At 52.4% G+C, this 19539-nt stretch carries 16 protein-coding genes; 11 read left to right on the plus strand and 5 right to left on the minus strand.

Annotated features, from left to right (window positions below; all coding sequences use genetic code 11):
- The first annotated feature begins 56 nt into the window (after positions 1 to 56).
- Both PL263_RS05335 and PL263_RS05340 read left to right on the plus strand, forming a co-directional pair.
- Positions 57 to 1007 (plus strand): YncE family protein, encoded by a 951-nt coding sequence (locus PL263_RS05335; RefSeq protein WP_278212034.1) that lies wholly within the window; start codon positions 57 to 59, stop codon positions 1005 to 1007.
- A 76-nt stretch (positions 1008 to 1083) separates the two neighbouring features.
- Positions 1084 to 1374, plus strand: coding sequence for a hypothetical protein (locus tag PL263_RS05340; RefSeq protein ID WP_140914291.1), 291 nt, complete (start codon positions 1084 to 1086; stop codon positions 1372 to 1374).
- A 35-nt stretch (positions 1375 to 1409) separates the two neighbouring features.
- On the opposite strand, the gene PL263_RS05345 is transcribed toward PL263_RS05340, so the two are convergent.
- Genes PL263_RS05345 through PL263_RS05355 form a run of 3 tightly spaced genes read right to left on the minus strand, consistent with a single transcriptional unit; the run spans position 1410 to position 4179 of the window.
- On the minus strand, positions 1410 to 1634 hold the full coding sequence (locus tag PL263_RS05345) for a FeoC-like transcriptional regulator (RefSeq protein ID WP_140914292.1): 225 nt from the start codon (positions 1632 to 1634) through the stop codon (positions 1410 to 1412).
- Entirely contained in the window at positions 1631 to 3949 is a 2319-nt protein-coding gene (gene feoB, locus PL263_RS05350; protein WP_278212035.1) for a Fe(2+) transporter permease subunit FeoB, read from the minus strand. Before feoB ends, PL263_RS05345 begins: the two co-directional genes overlap by 4 nt.
- Positions 3946 to 4179 carry a FeoA family protein gene (locus tag PL263_RS05355; RefSeq protein ID WP_140914294.1) on the minus strand — a complete coding sequence of 78 codons (234 nt, stop codon included), beginning with the start codon at positions 4177 to 4179 and terminating at the stop codon, positions 3946 to 3948. Before PL263_RS05355 ends, feoB begins: the two co-directional genes overlap by 4 nt.
- 457 nt (positions 4180 to 4636) lie before the next feature.
- On the opposite strand from PL263_RS05355, the gene modA reads away from it, so the two are divergent.
- From modA to lnt, 4 genes are all read left to right on the plus strand, one after another.
- Positions 4637 to 5407, plus strand: coding sequence for a molybdate ABC transporter substrate-binding protein (modA, locus tag PL263_RS05360; protein WP_278212036.1), 771 nt, complete (start codon positions 4637 to 4639; stop codon positions 5405 to 5407).
- 43 nt (positions 5408 to 5450) lie between these two features.
- Entirely contained in the window at positions 5451 to 5879 is a 429-nt protein-coding gene (locus PL263_RS05365) for a TOBE domain-containing protein (RefSeq protein ID WP_278212037.1), read from the plus strand.
- Between the two features lie 33 nt (positions 5880 to 5912).
- On the plus strand, positions 5913 to 7088 hold the full coding sequence (locus tag PL263_RS05370; RefSeq protein ID WP_278212038.1) for an ATP-binding cassette domain-containing protein: 1176 nt from the start codon (positions 5913 to 5915) through the stop codon (positions 7086 to 7088).
- 114 nt (positions 7089 to 7202) lie between these two features.
- Entirely contained in the window at positions 7203 to 8777 is a 1575-nt protein-coding gene (gene lnt, locus PL263_RS05375) for an apolipoprotein N-acyltransferase (protein ID WP_278212039.1), read from the plus strand.
- 165 nt (positions 8778 to 8942) lie between these two features.
- On the opposite strand, the gene PL263_RS05380 is transcribed toward lnt, so the two are convergent.
- Entirely contained in the window at positions 8943 to 9827 is an 885-nt protein-coding gene (locus PL263_RS05380; RefSeq protein ID WP_140913976.1) for a LysR family transcriptional regulator, read from the minus strand.
- Complete coding sequence (locus PL263_RS05385; RefSeq protein ID WP_278212040.1) at positions 9820 to 9969, minus strand: hypothetical protein; 150 nt, start codon at positions 9967 to 9969, stop codon at positions 9820 to 9822. Before PL263_RS05385 ends, PL263_RS05380 begins: the two co-directional genes overlap by 8 nt.
- 14 nt (positions 9970 to 9983) lie before the next feature.
- Between PL263_RS05385 and PL263_RS05390 the strand changes: the two genes are divergently transcribed.
- The 5 genes from PL263_RS05390 (at position 9984) to PL263_RS05410 (ending at position 19436) form a co-directional block, all read left to right on the plus strand.
- On the plus strand, positions 9984 to 10562 hold the full coding sequence (locus PL263_RS05390) for a carbonic anhydrase (RefSeq protein ID WP_140913977.1): 579 nt from the start codon (positions 9984 to 9986) through the stop codon (positions 10560 to 10562).
- Between the two features lie 609 nt (positions 10563 to 11171).
- A complete protein-coding gene (locus PL263_RS05395) occupies positions 11172 to 11726 on the plus strand; it encodes a PAS domain-containing protein (protein ID WP_278212041.1) in 555 nt (184 codons plus the stop codon).
- 291 nt (positions 11727 to 12017) lie between these two features.
- On the plus strand, positions 12018 to 15284 hold the full coding sequence (locus PL263_RS05400; protein ID WP_278212042.1) for a chemotaxis protein CheB: 3267 nt from the start codon (positions 12018 to 12020) through the stop codon (positions 15282 to 15284).
- 18 nt (positions 15285 to 15302) lie between these two features.
- Positions 15303 to 17567, plus strand: coding sequence for an EAL domain-containing protein (locus PL263_RS05405; protein WP_278212043.1), 2265 nt, complete (start codon positions 15303 to 15305; stop codon positions 17565 to 17567).
- A 474-nt stretch (positions 17568 to 18041) separates the two neighbouring features.
- Entirely contained in the window at positions 18042 to 19436 is a 1395-nt protein-coding gene (locus PL263_RS05410; RefSeq protein ID WP_278212044.1) for a CmpA/NrtA family ABC transporter substrate-binding protein, read from the plus strand.
- Positions 19437 to 19539: the final 103 nt, after the last annotated feature.

A 19539-nucleotide genomic window follows, 5' to 3' on the forward strand; every position in this document is an offset into this window, starting at 1 on the left:
ATCCCCGTTCCCGGCCTTGAGCCGGGAACCATTTTCCTCCCGCCCCCATTTTGTTCATGTCCAGATTCAGGTTTAAGGCTGTTTGCTTATTTGCTATCGCCGCGATGCCGGTTCACGCCAATCCGCGTGCCTTTATCACCAATCAACTGGATAATTCGGTCTCGGTGATCGATACCCAAAACCGTAGCGTCATCGAAACGATCAAAGTCGAAGGCAAACCGGCCGGCGTGGCGATAAACCCGCTATTGAAACAAATTTACGTCAGCACGCCGGAGGGCGGTGGCTTTGCCGTGCTGGACGGCGACAAACTGACCAAGTTGCGAAATGTCAAAGTCGGTGGCGCGTCGTTGGGCATCACAACTGACCGCAAGGGCCAGCAAATTTTTGTTGCCGATTGGTATGAAAATTCGGTGGCCGTGTTCGATAGCAAGGATTTCAGCCCGTTAAAAACCATTACTGTGGGTAAATCGCCGTCGGGCATGACCGTCAGCCCCGACAACCGCTGGCTGTACGTCGCCAACCGGATAGACGATTCCATTTCCCAAATCGATTTGCGCAAACTGACCATCCGCAACACCACCAAAGTCGGCGCTCATCCGTTCGGGATTGCAGTGGATAGCCAAGGCAAGCGCTTGTATTCGGCCAATGTGGAAAGCGACGATGTTACCGTGTTGGACGCACGCAGCCTGAAACGGCTGGCCACAGTTAAAGTTGGCGCCCGACCTTACGCTGTGGCGCTGGCCAATAGCGACGGTTTGTTGTTCGTGACTAATCAGGACGACAGCACCGTCTCGGTCGTCGATACCGCGACCTTGAAACAAGTTGCGGTGATTCCGGTCGGCGACAAGCCGGAAGGCATTAGCGCGCACCCGGACGACAGGCATATTTATGTCGCCAATTGGTTCGATAACAATGTCTCGGTCATCGACGCCAAAACCCTGCAAGTGGTAGATACCATCAATACGGGGGAGGGCAGTCGCGCTTTCGGCGAGTTCATTACGCATTGAGAGCCGACGGTATTTTGCAGGCGGCACCATTGCGGTGGTAGACTGCGCGCCGGCTTTAAAACTCGTTGAGAACTTTATGACTGAAAACGTCGAAGATTTAACTATTCGTTACGAAGATGGCGGCGTCGAGACCGTCAAGGAATTGGACAAGAAGATCCTGAGCAAAGGCGCCTGGGCCACTGTGATTTTCCGTTATCAGGACTGGGAACCGGCCAAAAATCAATACAGCCAGGACCGTTTCAGCATCCGCCGTTACCAAAAACGCAACGGCGAATACCAACAAAAATCCAAGTTCAATATTTCCAGCGAAAAGCAGGCTCAGGAATTAATTGAAGCTTTGCAGGGCTGGCTTGCAGAGAGCAAGTAACTGTCCGGTTAGCGGGACAATTTCCCGCTAACACCTCAATCCACCCATTCGTAAATTTCGGTCAGCAGCGGATCGCATTTGCAACAACCGCCGCTGCCGCAAGCGCTGCCGGCCGCAGTTTGCTTGACCTTACCTTTGCTGATCCATTTGCCGAGCATGCCTCTCAAGGCGTCGGCGTCCATGTGAAAATGCAGGACCAAATCGTGCAGCGTAGCCCGGCGCTTGTCCTGCAAATAGCCGCGCAAGTCAGACAATATCATGGCGTTACTCCACGGATTTGACGGGCGCCGTAAAAGCGCAACACCAGCAGCACGCCGGCAAACAACAGCGTCAAACCGAAAATCCAGCCTATTGCCGTTTGCGGGTGCTGACTGAAGGTCATGCCTTGATAGAACAGCGTCGCCGTCAGGTAAGCGACGAACGTGGTCCAACACACCACGAACAGAGCCCAGCCGCCGCTGGTTTCCTTGTAGATGGCAGCGGTGGCGGCCACGCATGGCGCGTAGAGCAGAATAAACAGCAGATAGGCAAATGCGCCGACCCGGCCGTCGAAATGTGCCTGCATCACGGCAAACGTATCCAATTTAACTTGTTGTTTTTCGGCAGCACTGGCTTGGTCAGCGACATTGGCAATGCCGATACCCAGCGGATCGAGTAATTTGTCGGCGATCGCGATCAGATTGTCCGGCACGGTTTGACAGGCTTCCGATAAGGCTGCAGCCAAATCGAAACTTTTATCCTCGACATCAGCGTCGCTGGCCGCCATCTGGCTGTAAAGCGCATCCAGCGTACCCACCACGGCCTCTTTAGCCAGTACGCCGGTAAAAACGCCTACCGTAGCCGGCCAGTTGTCCCGAGCGATGCCCATCGGTTGAAATGCCGGAGTCAATTGCCGGCCGATTTCGCTGAGCACCGATTTGTCGCTGTTTTCCTGGCCGAAGCTGCCGTCGACTCCGACCGAATTCAGCACGTTCAATACTAGCACCATCGGCACGATGACTTTGCCGGCGTTGACGATGAAGGTTTTCAGGCGCTCCCAGGTCTTGGTGTAAACCCCGCGTAGCGTCGGTAAGTGGTAGGCGGGCAATTCCATCAAAAAAGGAGTAGGGGAGCCGCGCAACAGGGTGTAACGCATGATCAGTCCGGTCAAAACCGCAACGACGATACCGAACAGATACAGACCGAACACCAGATTTTGGCCGCCAACCGGAAAGAAGGCGGCGGCGAACAAGGCGTAGACCGGGAGGCGGGCGCCGCAGGACATGAACGGATTCATCATGTTGGTCAATATCCGGTCGCGCTGGTTGTCCAGAGTGCGAGTGGCGATGATGGCGGGGACGTTGCAACCGAAACCAACGATCATGGGTACGAAGGATTTGCCCGGCAGGCCGATCATGCACATGAAGCGGTCCATTACGAAAGCGGCGCGCGACATGTATCCCGAGTCTTCCAACATGGACAGGAAGATGAATAAAAAGCCAACGATCGGAATGAAAGTGGACACGACCTGAACACCGCCGCCGATACCGCTACTGGTTAAAACTACCAGCCAATCCGGCCAGTTCATTGCCGTCAGCCATACACTAAGGCCGTCTACCAATAACGCACCCACGGCTTTGTCGAAAAAGTCCACGAATGCGCTGCCAACGTTGATCGTAAACATGAACATGGCGTACATCACCAGCAGAAATATCGGGATGCCCAAAAACCGGTTCAGCACGATGGCGTCGATTTTGTCGGTGGTATTGCGCGAGACTTCGTTTAATTTACATACCGAGGCCTGCACCAGCCGGTTAACCAGACCGTAGCGGGCGTCGGCGGCCAGGATGTCGATTTCGTCGCCTGTCTGATCTTCGATTTGGCCCCGCAGGCGCTTGACCGTTTCGGTGAGTTCCGGCCCGGCCATCTGCTTGGCCAAGGTATCGTTTTCCAGCAGCCGCAAGGCCAGCCAGCGGCTATCGCAACGGTTGCGACCGGAGATATCTGACAATAGCGGTTTCAACTCCTCGACGGCCGCTTCGATCTCCGTTTGATAAGCGACTTGAAGCTGAGGAACCGGCTTCTCGGCGCAGGCTTTGCTGATGATTTCCAGCAAGTCCTTGATGCCTTGGCCGGTCGCCGCGGTTACCGGCACCACCGGGCAACCGAGATGTTTGGCCAACAATTCGGTATCAATGCGGATGCCGCGCTTTTTTACGGCATCCATCATGTTCAGAACCAAAATCATCGGCACCCGCATCTCGAGCAATTGCGAGGTCAGGTAGAGATTGCGTTCGATGTTGGATGCATCGACGATGTTGATGATTAAATCGGCTTGGCGCGAGGCAACGTAATCGCGCGCGACTTTTTCGTCCAGCGAAATGCTGTCGTCATCGGCTTCCAGCGAATAAGTGCCAGGCAAATCGACAACGTCGATCTGCTTTCCTTTATATCTATACTCACCGGTTTTTTGTTCTACCGTGACACCGGGCCAATTGCCAACGTGTTGTTTGGAGCCGGTCAGAGCGTTGAACAACGTGGTTTTGCCGCAATTGGGGTTACCGACAACACCAACGGTATAAACGGCGTCTTTCATACTTTTTCTACGAGTAACACCGACGCTTCGTTTTTGCGGAGCGACAAGGAAAAGCCGCGAATCTTAATCTCGACCGGATCGCCCATAGGCGCGAAACGCGTCACGGTAAATTCAGTTCCCGGAGTCAAACCCATTGCCAACAGTTTTTTCCGATAAACTCCGCCGGATTGGTCAAACCCTAAGATGCGGCCAGTATCGCCAGCCGCCAGCGCTTTAAAATTTGTCTGCATGCAGGCTAATTAATAATTGTTCTCATTAATAAGCACTATAGCATATCAACAAATCAATACGGCAAATTTACATGTTCGACGAGCATTGCAGAGGCGTGCCACATCGGGATAATATTTCGCATAATGTATATTATGTAAAATAATTTGGAGTTACCAGCAAGCCTCGTAGTGAGAACTGCCGAAAGCCTATTGAGCAGCGGACTTGGTAAGCTGAATTGACCCTCGTTTGATTGTTTTGGGTTAAGAAACAAGTTATCAACAGTTCATTTAATCTCGCCACTCCGCCTTCCTGTATATAGTGGAATTTACGTAGCATCACACAGGATGTAGTTAATTCTCGTCTTTGCAAAAGCTTCTACGGTATTGTCATTCGAACAGGAGACCAATCTTTCGTTATTTACAATTGTATATAACGGTATACACTACAAAACAGTGTTCGGGAATAAGGAGATTTGACATGTTTTTTTCTGTAAATAGCAGACTTACGACGTTAGCTGCTCTATTGGTTATCAACACAACCGCACAGGCCGAAACGGCTTTAGTAGCGGTTGCGGCAAACTTCACCAAACCAATGAACGAAATTGCCCAAGTATTCGAAAAAACCAGCGGGCACACGGCGAAATTGTCATTCGGGTCGTCGGGGAAATTTGTCGCACAATTCGAGAATGGCGCACCATTTGAAGTTTTCTTGTCCGCTGACGACAAGAGCCCGCTGAAACTCGAGGAATCCGGGCTAGCCATATCCGGCAGCCGGTTCACTTATGCTGTAGGCAAGTTGGTGTTGTGGTCGGCAACGGTGGATTTTGTGGATTCCCAAGGTCAAGTTTTGAACTCGGGCAGATTTAAACATATAGCACTGGCCGACCCTAAGTTGGCACCTTACGGTGCCGCGGCGATAGACACTTTAACAAACCTCGGACTGTTAGATAAGCTGCAACCCACGTTCGTACATGGCGAGAATATTGCCCAAACATACCAATTCGTCAGTAGCGGCAATGCTGAATTGGGATTCGTTGCGCTTTCCCAAGTTATCGATAACGGCAAGATCGGCTCCGGTTCGGGCTGGATCGTTCCGACCAATCTTTACAAACCAATATTGCAAGATGCCGTTTTACTGAACAACGGCCGCGATAATCCGGCTGCAAAAGCCTTGTTGGAGTTCCTTAAAACCGCTCCCGCGCGAGCAATTATCGAAAAATATGGTTACTCGTTACCGCAGTTGCCATGACGCCCTCCCCCTCTTAGCTAACAACTTTAAACCAGGACTCATTATGAAAACCAGCGCACGTAACCAATTTAGGGGCAAAGTCGAACAAGTGTTGATCGGCGCCGTCAATGCCGAGATATACCTGAGCTCGAAAGGCGGCGCGACCATCGTCGCGTCGATTACCAAAGAGTCGGTGGCAACGCTCGGAATCGAAGTCGGGGTAGAAGCCATTGCTTTGGTGAAAGCCCCGCAGATCATCGTCGTCACTGATTTCGGCGGCTATAAAGTTTCCGCGCGTAACCAGCTGGCCGGAACCGTGGTGGCCGTCAAACCCGGCGCGGTCAATTCCGAGGTCGACATCGAACTCGGCGGCGGCGAGGTCGTCGCGGCGACGGTGACTAACGACAGCGTCGAAACGCTAGGACTAACTGTAGGTCAACCGGCCACGGCGATATTCAAGGCCGGCGCAGTTATTCTCGCCGTGCAAAGTTAATCAAGTTCCGGCACTGTTCCGGCTGAGGCGATTATGTTGTTGGACGTGAATGTAAAACTGCGGCGCGGCCATTTCGAGTTGGCTACGCAGATGTCGATAGACGATGCCAGCGTCGGTTTGCTGGGCAAGTCCGGCGCCGGCAAAAGCACACTTCTCAACCTGATCGCCGGCACCTTGCAACCGCAAAGCGGCTATATCAGCTTGAACGGCAAAATTTTGTACGACAGCAAGAAAGGCATTTTAATGCCGCGCGAGCAACGCCCGATCGGAGCGGTACTGCAAACGGATTGCGCCGACAGCACCGAAACGGTGCGCGATACCCTGCAGGCAACCTATTTTCGTACCTTAAAACAACGCCGTTTGTTCAAACTCGATTACCTGATCGACCTGTTGGAGTTGGGCGGAATTCTGGATAATCCGCTGCAACTCCTATCCGGCGGCGAGCGGCAGCGGGTGGCATTGGCCCGCTCCCTGTTTAAATCACCGAAATTGCTGCTGTTGGACGAAACTTTTGCGACGATTGGCAAGGCTTATCGGATGCAGTTGCTGCCGATACTGAAGCGATTGTTGGACGAATTCGGCCTAACGGTGTTGTACGCCAGCCAGTCGGTCGCCGAAATCATCGAACTAACCGACCAACTGGTGGTGCTCGAACACGGCCAAGTCATGCGCAGCGGTTCGCTGCGCGACATCGCCAAACAACACGGTGCGTTGCGTTATCTAGGCATCCGCCAGATCGACAATATTCTACCGATCACCGTCCGCCACCACGACTTTCAGGGCGGTAGCAGTCTGGCCGACAGTGCCGGCGCCACGTTGGTATTGCCGCTCCGCCCGAACTTGGAGGTCGGCAGCCAAACCCAGATATCTATCCGCGCTAACGATATTGCGCTTTCCCGCGCTTATATCGACGGGATTTCGATCCAGAACCAACTCAAAGGCCGCATCTGTGCCTTGATTCCGAACGGCGAAAGCTTGATCGTACAAATCGATTGTGGCGGGACCCTGTTGGCGGAGATCACGCCGGGCGCCTGCGCGACCATGGCTTTGCGCGAAGGCGACGTTGTCTATTGCTTGATCAAAACCCACGCCATCGTCTATCTGGCCGAGCTGGACCATCTGCCCTACCAGCGCGTCATCAGCCATGGCGACGGCTACTTTTACATGAGCCCGGCCGCCATCGAGCCATTAACGTTTCCCGCGAGTTAACGTAAAAGCGGCGAACGGGTTCCAACCCGCCAGCGCATCTCTTCCCGCAAACCGAGGGGAAGGCTAACGGCTATCGGTTACAATCGACGCTTTTTAGCGACAAACGGCATAGATATGAGGCAGGCTTTTCGATCGCCATGGTGGCTGCCGGTGTTATCCGGCATTTTCATCGGTACCAGCTACATCCCCTTCCCGCCTTGGGCTTCGTTGTTCTGTTTCGTCCCGCTGTGGCAATTCTGGCAAAGTCAGGACAGGCTGCGACCAGTCCTGCTAAGCGGGATATTGACCAGCTTTATCTATACGATGATCGGCTTCAACTGGGTGACATACACCCTGCACGAATTCGCCAACGTCAATTGGCTGGTGGCCGCGATCGGTATGCTGATTTTCGCGGCGTTCGGCCATTTGTTCCTGCCGATCGCCGGCTTGGCCTGGTTCTACGTTCGCCGCAGCCTGGGCGCCAGTCGCGGGATATCGTTCGCTTTGATGGCGGTTCTGACCGCCTTGGCCGAATTTTACGTGCCGATGCTATTCAAATGGAATTTCGGGTATAGCTGGTATGGCGCCGGCTTGCCGCTCTACCAATGGGCGGAAATCGTCGGTTTCGCCGGTTTGAGCATGCTGACCGTACTCGCCAATTTGGCCGTGCTGTATGCCTGGCAGCATCGCGGGCAACGCGCAGGCAAAACCGCAGCCGTCGCGATCGTGCTCGGCTTTGCCGGGCTAAACGCCGGCGGACTATGGCTGAAAAACCGGTTGCCGGCCGCCGACGATGCATTGGACGTGCTGCTGGTGCAAGCCAACATCGGCAACCTGCAAAAACAGTCCATGGAACACGGCAAAGGCTATCGCGCGGAAATTTTGACCCAATATTTTCAGGCCACCGATGCCGGTTTGGCCGACAACCCGGACATCGACTTCGTGATGTGGTCGGAAACCGCCTTCCCTGCCCTGTTGGGCGGCGAATACAACCAATCGCAGTACGCCGATCTGTTACAACAGTTTGTGCGCAACCGGCAATTGGCTTTACTGACCGGGGCGTACGCGAAGGACGAGCACAATGCCATCACCAATTCCTTGTTTGTGATCGACGAAACCGGCACGGTCACCGAGCCGCACTACAGCAAAACCATCTTATTGGCTTTGGGCGAATACATTCCGTTCGCAGACGTGTTTCCCTGGCTGAAAACCGCGTTGCCAATGGTCAGCCAATTCGGGCGCGGGCCGGGACCGACCTTGTTGCTGCGCTTGAACGGTTTCGATATGGGGCCGCAAGTCTGCTACGAAAGTCTATTCCCGGAATTTTCCAAGGGGCTGGCCGATCTGGGAGCGCAGTTCATCGTCAACGTCACCAACGATTCCTGGTACGGCAGCTGGCAAGAGCCTTACCAACATTTATATATGACGCTGGCGCGCGGCGTGGAATTCAGGCGGCCGGTGCTGCGAGCCACCAACACCGGCATATCCACAGTGTCGCTAGCCGATGGTACGGTGTTGCCGCTTTCGCCACTCGATACGAGCTGGGCCGGCAGCTATCATGTGCCGTTCTCGAAACAACCGGCCAGCACGTTTTACCAACGCCATTTCCATCTGATGCCGGGCCTGTTATGGAGCGGACTGGTTCTGTTAGTAATAGCCGGCTTGCGCGGCAGAGTCGCAAAATCCCTAAAAAACCGTACCGAAACTTAACCGGCAGGCAAAAAAAATCCGGCTCTAAGCCGGATTTGAGAGGAGGAAGTTATTGCACTGAACATCTCTGCAATAACGCGCATTTTATCAGCAACCCCTTATATTAGTAATGCGGCATATTGTCACGCGACAAGTTGCCACATTGTCCAAAAGTACAGATAAAGCCTATTGCCCAAAATAAGCCAACAGAAAATTGATGAAAGTAGTCAACTTGGCCGGGTAGAACCTGCGCTGTAGATAAGTGGCGTAAATAGCCAATTCCGGCCGCCGGTATTCACGCAGAATTTCAACCAACTCCCCGTTTTGCAAATGCGGCGCGACCGATAAGCGCGGCGCCTGGACGATACCCATCCCCATGGCCGCCGCCTGGCACAAGGCCCGGCCGTTGTTGGAAGCCAGCATCCAATCGGATTTGATCCGTTTCAGCTCGCCGTTGACGTTGAACAACCAATAATCGCCGTGCGGGGTATCGACATAATGCAAGCATTGATGGCCGCTCAGCTCATCTATGGTTTGCGGACAGCCTTTTTCAGCCAGATAGCCGGGCGAGGCATAAGTCCCCAGTTCGGTTTCGGCGATCTTCCGCGCCACCACTCCCGGGTCCAGGGTGTCGGTGACGAGTAACGAGATATCGACGCTACCAACCCGCAAGTTGGGCGGCTTGTTATCCAAGGACATCAGAATTTTGACTTCCGGATATTTTTTTAAGTAAGCCTCAATGGCCGGCACCATATACATGCCGCCGAAATCGATAGGCGCACTGATTTTGATGGTGCCTTTTACCCGCTCCCCCAACTGGGCCGTCGACGACTCCAGATCGGCCAAATCCTCCAGCAACTGTTTGCTGCGGTGGTAATAGGCCTCTCCGGCGCTGGTCAAACTCATGCTGCGGGTAGTGCGATGCAAGAGCACCACCCCCAACGAGGCCTCTAACTGGGCGATATATTTGCTGACCATCATCGTCGACAGCTTCAGTTCTTTGGCAACCGCGGAAAACGTGCCCAATTCGACGATACGGCAGAACACCCGCATATTATTGAATTTATCCATCGCCGTGCTTTTTATAAACCTGAGGTTTATATTTTATAAACTTTTCTGCGTCTTTAAACCATATTCCGGCTTCGTTAAAATTTACCCCGGAGATAGTTGTTACACCGTCTGGTTCGGCAGTTTCGGCCAGACGTTTTTTCACCCACCGAGGTTTTTATGAGCAAAATTCACAACGAAGTACTCCTAGCCAATCGCGAATACGCGTCCAGTTTCGATAAAGGCGGCCTGGCGATGCCGCCCGCCCGCCAATTCGCTATCCTGACCTGTATGGATGCCCGCCTGGACCCGGCCAAATACGCGGGTTTAGCCGAAGGCGACGCCCACGTGATCCGCAACGCCGGCGGTCGCGCCAGCGACGACGCCATCCGCTCCCTGGTCATTTCCTATAAATTGCTCGGTACCAAGGAATGGTTCGTGATTCACCATACCGATTGCGGCATGGAAACCTTTACCAACGACATCATGAGCGATTTGCTGGCCAGCAGCCTGAAAACCGCCAGCGTCGACGCCAGCGGCTGGCACGATAGCGGCGACGGCCCCGGCTCGACCGACGGTAAGTACATTAATTGGCTGACCATCAAGAACCAGGCCGACAGCGTGCTGGAAGACGTCAAACGTATCAAGGCCCACTCCCTGGTGCCGAGCGATATTCCGGTTTACGGCTACGTCTACGACGTCAAAACCGGACGATTGCTTGAAGTACCGGAAGCCACTGCCGCCGGCCAAGCCAGCTAAGATTTCCGATACGCTAAGCAATTGAAGATAGCAGTTATGCAACTGCTATCTTTCACCGCATTTCTTGGTAAAGCCCGAGCCAAATCAGGCAGGCCGCGTCTGCTCTCATCAAAATATAAATGGCTGATCGCGTTCTTCAGCCGCCATTTGTCTGGAGTATTCTGCCAAGTGGGCACTCTTCCGCAGTCTTGGCCAGATCTCGGCTAGTCGCTTCCGTTTACGACTTCAGATCTTCTATGCGTTTGCCGTATTTCCAAGGCTTATCCAGATATTGTTCTAGCATCCCCCTTTATTCTTCTGCGACCGCGCCAGAGAGAGGGTCAACCAAGATTCTACAAATTCGGTAAAAGGTAACCGGGCGCACCCGCTTCACCTGGCCGAGGCCGCTATTTTTTCAATAAGCCCTGCCGATCTCAGTCACCGCCGCATTGGCTTTCGTGAAAACTGGTAGCCGAGCCAATCCGCCAATCGCAGCCTACCGAGCTGCGCGGAACAATCAGACGATTCGGCACTCTTATCCGGGCTCGATTGTAAGATTTGGGCAATCTGGTAAGCTTCCTGAACAATCACACACTGGAAAGCGTGTTTCATTACACTAGGAGCGTTGCAATGGCGGAATATCTGCACAAAATTAAAGGTCTGACCGAAAACATCATTGATTTCACGCCGGAAGAAATCAGCCAGATCACCCCGGATGAAATTCAACGGATTTTTTACGATCTGCAGATTCATCAGATCGAGTTGAAGATGCAGAATCAGGAATTGATTAGCGCTCAGGAAGAACTCACCCGCTCACGAAACAACTACCACTATCTGTTCCACCAACTGCCGGTGGGTATCGTCATTGTGGGTGCGAACGGTTTTGTCGAGCAGGTTAACGACACGCTATTGGAATGGCTCGGTGTCTCGAAAGGTCAGCTGGTCAAAAAGCACTTGTCTTCGGTGATAGTCGATGAGGATAAGGTGTTGTTCAATTCGCGCTTCGACAGTTTTTTCAAGAACCCCGAAGGGAAATCAATTTCACTGAGCCTGAAAGCCAAAAAAAACATGCCGCTAAAAACCAAAATGTCGGGCAAGAAAATTGGCGAAAACGAAACATCTGCACCTACGCATACTCCCGGGCAAGCTTTGATCATTACCGTAACGGATCTCGATGATCTGTAACGTCCGGTCCGACTTCCCTATTGAACCGGTCGGCAAACTCCGAATGTCTGCGAAAGCGGATTTGGTAACTAAGCCCACTGATAACGCCAAGTTGGGTTCCCGCGGTGTCGAAGACGGCTCCGGCATTCAATCAGATGCGGTTTTCGATGCTTGGGATATAGGCGAATTAACGGTATTTTGACGTGTAACAGTAATTTGGTTCATGGTTGAGACTGTCGAACGTGGCGAGTTTGACATGAACAATCTATCTACAATGTGTTCAATGCAGCCGAATAGACCCTCCGCGAACCGATGAAAAAACTCGACAAAGAAAATGACCAGCGATACGTAGTGGGTATCGGTGCCTCTGCCGGAGGTTTGGAAGCGATAGAAAGTTTCTTCAAAAAAATGCCGGCTGATACGGGGATGGCGTTTATTGTGGTTCAGCATCTATCGCCTGACTACAAAAGCTTGATGGTAGAACTACTATCCAAGCACACTCTCATGCCGGTGTTGCGAATCGAAGAAGGCATGAAAGTAGAGCCTAATCATGTCTACCTGATACCGCCACGTAAAAACCTGACGATTTTTCACGGCCATCTGCTGTTGAACAATCAGAACCATAGCAACGAACTTAATTTGCCTATCGATATTTTCATGCGCTCATTGGCGGAAGATGTCGGTGAATTCGCGGTTGGCATCGTCCTTTCCGGTACCGGCAGCGACGGCACGCGCGGAATTCGCGCCATCAAGGAACATGGTGGCATGGTCATGGTCCAGGATGAAGAAAGCGCCAAGTTCGACGGCATGCCTCGAAATGCGATTGCGACAGGCCTGGTCGACTTCATACTGCCGCCGGAAGACATGCCCAAACAGTTGATGGCATTCGTCAAGCATCCATACGCCTTTCAGGATGCCAGCATCAACTCCGAGGACAGCGATCTCACCCGCATATTTGCCCTGTTGCGCGACAAGCACAAAGTCGATTTCACGTTTTACAAGCCCAACACCATCGTCCGCCGTATCGAACGTCGTATTACGATCAACCAATGTCGGGATCTCAAAGAATACCGCAACCTACTGGAAGAAAATCCCCAGGAAGTATCAACCTTATTTCAGGAATTGTTGATCGGTGTCACCAGTTTCTTCCGCGACGACACGGTGTTTGAAGAGATTCGGAGTAAATGGCTGCCCCAGTTGGTGAAGTCGATCAGCAACAACGAAATCAGGGTATGGATTGCCGGCTGCTCCACCGGAGAGGAAGCCTATTCGCTGGCAATCATGCTCGCGGAATATCGGGAATATTCCGGCAATTTTTTCCGGATGAAATTATTTGCCACCGATGTCGATGCCAAAGCCGTGGAGAAAGCCAGCTCCGGCCTGTATCCGGAGAGTATCGCCGCCGATATACCCTCGCATTTGCTGGTGAAATATTTTTCACGCCGGGAAGACAGTTTTCAAATATCGCAATCCATCCGCGAGATGGTGGTGTTCGCCCAGCACAATCTGATTAAGGACCCGCCTTTTACCAACATTCATTTATTGAGCTGTCGAAATTTATTGATTTATTTACAGCCCATCCTGCAAAGAAAGATACTTGAACTATTCAATTTTTCGTTGGTGAAAGACGGCCTGTTGATGCTGGGCACCAGCGAATCGATTGGCGAGATGGTCGACTATTTCGACATGGTCAGCCCCAAAGGCAAGATTTACCGGGCTCGGGGCAAATACCGCAGCCTGGGTATTAGCAGTATCGATCCGACCCCGACACTGATAACGTCCTTCAGCAATACGTCGCCGCAATCCAGTCGTCACTTTGCCGGCCGTTATCAGGACGACAAAATTCTGGAACGCTTTTTTAACGCGTTGACCAAAGATCTGCTGCCGTTCACCATGATCGTGAATGAGAACTTGGAGATATCGCATATCTTCGGCGATGCGCAGCGTTATCTGACCTACCCCAGCGGCAAATTGGTCACCGACATTACCAAACTGGTCAGCAAGGATTTGGCCATTCCGATCGCTACCGGCGTGCGAAAAGCCCTGAAAAGCGGGGAAAACATCAGCATGTCCAACATTAAACTGCGCGAAAAGGACAAGGCGCGGACCCTGAACATTCACATCAGGTTATTGCCCGGTCGCAAGAGCCAGGAAACCCTGATTGCGATTCTGATTTTCGAGGCCGATCATCACGCCACCCAGGACATCGGCTTCGTCGCCGATAATTTCGATATCAATCAGGACGCCGCGCAACGCATCAACGATCTGGAACAGGAACTGCAGCTCACCCGGGAAAACCTGCAAGCCACGGTGGAAGAACTGGAAACCTCCAACGAGGAATTGCAAGCCACCAACGAAGAATTATTAGCCAGTAACGAAGAATTGCAGAGCACCAACGAGGAATTGCAATCGGTAAACGAAGAGCTGTATACCGTTAACGCCGAACACCAGAGCAAAATCACCGAGTTGACCATTCTCAACAACGACCTCGATAACCTGTTCAATAGCACCAATATCGGCATCCTGTTTCTGGATGAGAATCTGGATATCCGCCGCTTTACCCATAAACTGCAAAGCCTGTTTCATATTGTCGAAAACGACATAGGCCGGCCGTTCTTTCATTTGACTCATTCAATTCGCGACATCGATCTCGAGAATCTGATCAGTCAAGTGGTGGCAAAAAAGATCATTTTGGAATCGGAAGTGCAAAACCAGTCTGGCAATTGGTTCTTTATGCGGATCATTCCCTACGCCGTTTCGGACCGGATCTATTCCGGGGTGATCCTGACGTTCGTCAATATCGATCTGCTGAAACAAACCCAGCAAAGTCTGCAACAACGGGCCGAATTGGAAACCCAGCGTCTGGCTAGCTTTGTCAACTATTCGCAGGATGCGATTACCCTTATGGACGAATCCGGCAAATTTATTACCTGGAATCGTGGCGCGGAAATACTGTACGGTTGGAGCGAGCAAGAGGCACTGCAAATGCACTTCGAAAACCTGGTAACGCTGGACGAGCGGCCAAGAATGCGTCGGGTATTCGAAAAACTCAAACAGGGCGAACAAGTTGCCCAATTCGACAGCAAGCGTGTAAATCGGAGAGGGGAAGTCATTGATGTTTCCGTATCTGCGACCTTGCTCTCTGCCCAAAACGATAGCGGACAAATCTTTGCGTTGACCGAACGGGATCTGAGAAGCCACTTGTTGATCGACAAACGCCATTGCATCAATTGCATTCAAAAGCTGGCTTCCATGCTGATGGATGTCAGTGAAGCCATCATTATCATCGATTTCGAGGGGCGTATCGTCGCCTGGAACAAGGGCGCGGAATCCCTGTACGGATGGTCCCAATCCGAAGCGATGGGCATGAAGTTCGAGAGCTTGATTCCGACCAGTCTGCGCGACGAAGCGTTTAACATGTTTCAAAGCATCATTTCCGGCAAATCGAGCTATCAGGTTACCCAGATCCAACGCCTGACCAAACACAAACAAGTGCTGGACATCACTATGATCGCATCGGTGCTCGGCTACCAAAACGGCGATACCATGCTGGTGGTCACCACAGAAAAACCGGTTTAACACCGCTCGGAAATCGGAATGGCGCAACTGGATCCCGAAACCTTACGTCGCCGAGCGGAAGCCCTTCTGAAGGATTTACCCAACGGCCTGTACCCTGGGCAATTGGATGACGTCAAAGCTTTGATCCACGAATTGAACGTGCATCAAATGCAATTGGAGATGCAAAACCAGACGTTGCGGGAAACGTATCAAGCCTTACTCCACGCCAAAAATAATTTCAGCCTGTTGTTTGAGCAAGCTCCTGCAGGGTATTTGAAGATGGACCAGCAGGGACGCATTCTCAAGGCCAATCAGACCCTACGCGACATGCTGGAGGTCACACAGCAGGATGTTGAAGGCCGGCACCTCACCCACTTCATTCACCCGGATGACACCATCATCTTCAATGCTCGCTACCCGGCGTTTTTCAGTAAACCGGAGCATAAAACCATCGAATTGCGGCTACTGAAAAACCCGCGGCAAAGCATACCTTTGCAGGTTCAGTTCAATGCCCGCCGGATAAGCGAACTCGACGAGAGCGGTCAAGCGAGGCAGTCTTTGTTGGTGATCGCCGTGGACGTCACCGACCGGCACCGTCTGGCAGAGGAGAAGGCACTGGCCGCCAAGGTATTTGAGACCAGCGAAGAGGCGATCCTAATCACCAACGACCATAAACAGATTCTCAGCGTCAACCAGTCGTTCATCGACATTACCGACTATCAGCGTTCCGAAGTTATCGGCAAGTCGGTGGTTTCGGTGTTGTTTGCCGGCCAGAACCTCAAACTATTCGAGGTGATCTGGTCCAAGTTGATCAGCCACGACCGCTGGAAGGGAGAAGTGGAGCTTTATCGCCGTAACGGCAGTGCATTCACGGCCTCGCTGACCGTCAGTTGCAGCCATGATGCATTCAGAAAAATCAAAAACTGCATTGTGATGTTTTCCGATGTCACGCAAAAAAAATTGAACGACAGCAAGATCGAATTTTTGGCGCATTACGACATTCTGACCAAATTACCCAATCGCAGTTACTTCAACGAACTGCTGAACAATGCCATCTTGCACGCCAGCCGCTCGCGCGAGTCGCTGAGTGTTCTGTTTCTCGACCTGGACCGATTCAAACTGTTGAACGACACCTGCGGCCATCTGGCAGGCGACGTGCTGCTACAAAACGTCGCCAGTCGTCTGCTTGCTTGTATCAGAGAAACCGATAGCGTGTCGCGGTTCGCCGGCGACGAATTCGTGGTGTTGTTGACCCACTTCAAGGATCTGGATCATTGCCACTCCACCACCGAACATATCCTGCAAAAGCTGCTTCACGAATTGTCCCTGCCCCACGAAATCGGCAGCGTCCAATTTAACGCTTCCGTCAGTATCGGTGTTGCCCTGTTCCCTGCACACGGCACCACGGCGCCGGAGCTGATCAAAAACGCCGATACCGCGATGTATGCCGCCAAGGCCGCGGGGCGTAACCGCTACCGTTTCTACAACGATCAGATGCGTCAGCAAGCCATAGCCCGTAGCAGTATGGAGTTTGAGTTGCAGATGGCCGATTGGGAACATCAATTCCATTTGGTTTACCAGCCACTGGTGAATTTGGCCGATCACCGGGTTTATGGCTATGAAGCCTTGCTGCGCTGGCAGCATCCGCAACGGGGCGAGTTAAAACCCGACAGCTTTCTGGCTATCGCCGAAGACAATGGCATGATCAACTCGATCGGCGACTGGGTAATCAGGAACGCCTGTCAACAAGCATCGGTTTGGCGCGGGCGATGGCCGGATATACCGCTCAAAATTAGTATCAATCTGTCTCCTCGCCAATTTCTGCAGCCCGGTTTGTGCCGGGACATTCAAACATTGTTGACCAACTGCCACTTGGCTGGCGCCCAACTGATCCTGGAAATCACAGAATCCACCGCCATGCAAAACATCGGCGAGAGCATTCGGGTGATGCACGAATTGCGCGAACTCGGCATTTTGTTGAGCCTGGACGATTTTGGCACCGGTTATTCTTCACTGGCGTACCTGAAGAAATTCCCGCTCAATATCCTAAAAATCGATCAGTCCTTTGTGCATGAATTGGGTGCAGAGCAAGATAATGCGCTGATCAAGTCCATCATTGATATTGGCAAGAACATGGACCTGCTGATCCTGGCGGAAGGCATTGAGAATGCCGATCAAGCCCAATTACTGACGCAATTGGGTTGCCAACTCGGCCAGGGTTATTTTTATTCGCCGCCGTTATCAGCGACTGACATCAAACTGCCGTTGGTTGGCTCCAGCACGCACAATACAGCCCCAATATAATCCAGGCCCGAGCCGAATTACCCGATTCCACCGCAGGCCCGCACGCCGAGCGCTCTTGGCAGGCCATGTTCAAGCAGTCGCCGGTTCGTTCCAGCATGCCCCAGCATGGCCGGCAAGCAAGTCAGATTTGCACCAGTTTGACCACATTTGTTCGCACCATAGATGTGCGATTCGCCCAAACTGTTATCAATCCCACCCGCCTTTCACCTTCGACACAATTCGGGTTTTCCGGCCAAACCCAGATAATAAATTTTCAACACTTTGTTTTAACAAAACTATTTTATATTTCCCCCATAAAAATCAAAAGTGGCACCTCGTTTGCTTAAGTCTTAATAACACCCAAAGCAGGGTTACTGTTTTAACCGCTCAATGTTGAGCAAACCGGACAAAGGCGTCCTGCACCCGATTCGATTAGGAATCGGGCTGCAGGCGCTTTTTTTTTGGCCCAGACTTTTATCGCTAACAGGAAACGACATGAAACCAGCCAAGAAACCCGCCCCCAAAAAACTGTTTGTCGCCGTCGCTGCCGCCATAGCGGTTGCCGGATTGAGTTTTTCGACAGCCGTACAGGCCGGCGCCAAACCCGAGAAAGAAGATTTGAAATTCGGTTTTATCAAACTGACCGACATGGCGCCGCTGGCCGTTGCCGCCGAGAAAGGCTTTTTCGAGGACGAAGGCCTGTTCGTGCAATTGGAAGCGCAAGCAAACTGGAAAGTGGTGATGGACCGGGTTGTGAACGGCGAGTTAGACGGATCCCACATGCTGGCTGCCGCCCCCTTGGGTTACAGCGCGGGCTACGGCACCAAAGCCGATATCGTCACGGCGTTTAGCATGGGTTTCAACGGTAACGCGATTACCGTCTCCAACGACATCTGGAAACAAATGAAAGCCAACGTGCCGATGGAAGGCGGCAAGCCGGTACACCCGATTAAGGCCGACGCCTTAAAACCAGTAGTAGATAAATTCAAAGCTGAAGGCAAACCCTTCAATATGGCGATGACCTTCCCGCCGGGTAGCCATAACATCAAACTGCGCTACTGGCTGGCGGCTGGCGGCATCAACCCCGGTTTTTACGCCCCGCCGCAAGACACTTCCGGCCAAATCAGTGCCGAGGCTTTATTGGCGGTAACACCACCACCGCAAATGCCGGCCACCCTGGAATCCGGCACCATCTTCGGCTATTGCGTCGGCGAACCCTGGAACCAGCAAGCCGTGTTTAAAGGCATCGGCGTACCGGTCATCACCGACGAAGAACTCTGGAAAGACACCCCTGAAAAAGTGTTCGGTGTTACTCAAGCCTGGGCGGAAAAATATCCCAACACCTATTTAGCCGTCACCAAAGCCTTGATTCGCGCCTCGATGTGGCTGGATGCGGAAAGCAACAAGAACCGTAAAGAAGCCATCGAAATGCTCTCGCAAAAACAATACGTGGGTGCAGACGTCGAGGTATTGGCGGCCAGTATGAACGGCACCTTTGAATACGAAAAAGGCGACAAGCGTTCGCTGCCCGACTTCAACACCTTCTTCCGTCACGGCGCCAGCTATCCGTCTTACAGCAGCGCAGTATGGTATTTAACCCAATTACGCCGCTGGGGCATGATCAACGAGTACAAACCTGACAACTGGTACATGGAAACCGCGAAAAAAGTCTATCGCCCTGACATTTATCTGGCTGCAGCGAAAGAATTGATCGCCGAAGGCAAAGCCAAAGCCGAAGATTTCCCGGCAGATACCAGCATCAAGCCGTCGCAAAACTTCTTCATCGACAAAATTCCGTTCGATGCCAACAAACCTAACGATTATCTGGCCAAATTCCCGATCGGCTTGAAAGGCAAACAAACCGTCTCCGGCGGCAAGATTGTCGAGTAACAAACTCTGGTGGGTGCTCTAACAGGGACGTTGTTTGGTGCAGGGAAGCACATCTTTTTTAAAGAATTAACGGACTGGATTTTCAGGCGTATTCGAAGCAGCC

The organism is Methylomonas sp. EFPC3 (assembly GCF_029643245.1).
In the GTDB taxonomy this organism is placed as follows: Bacteria; Pseudomonadota; Gammaproteobacteria; order Methylococcales; family Methylomonadaceae; genus Methylomonas; species Methylomonas koyamae_B.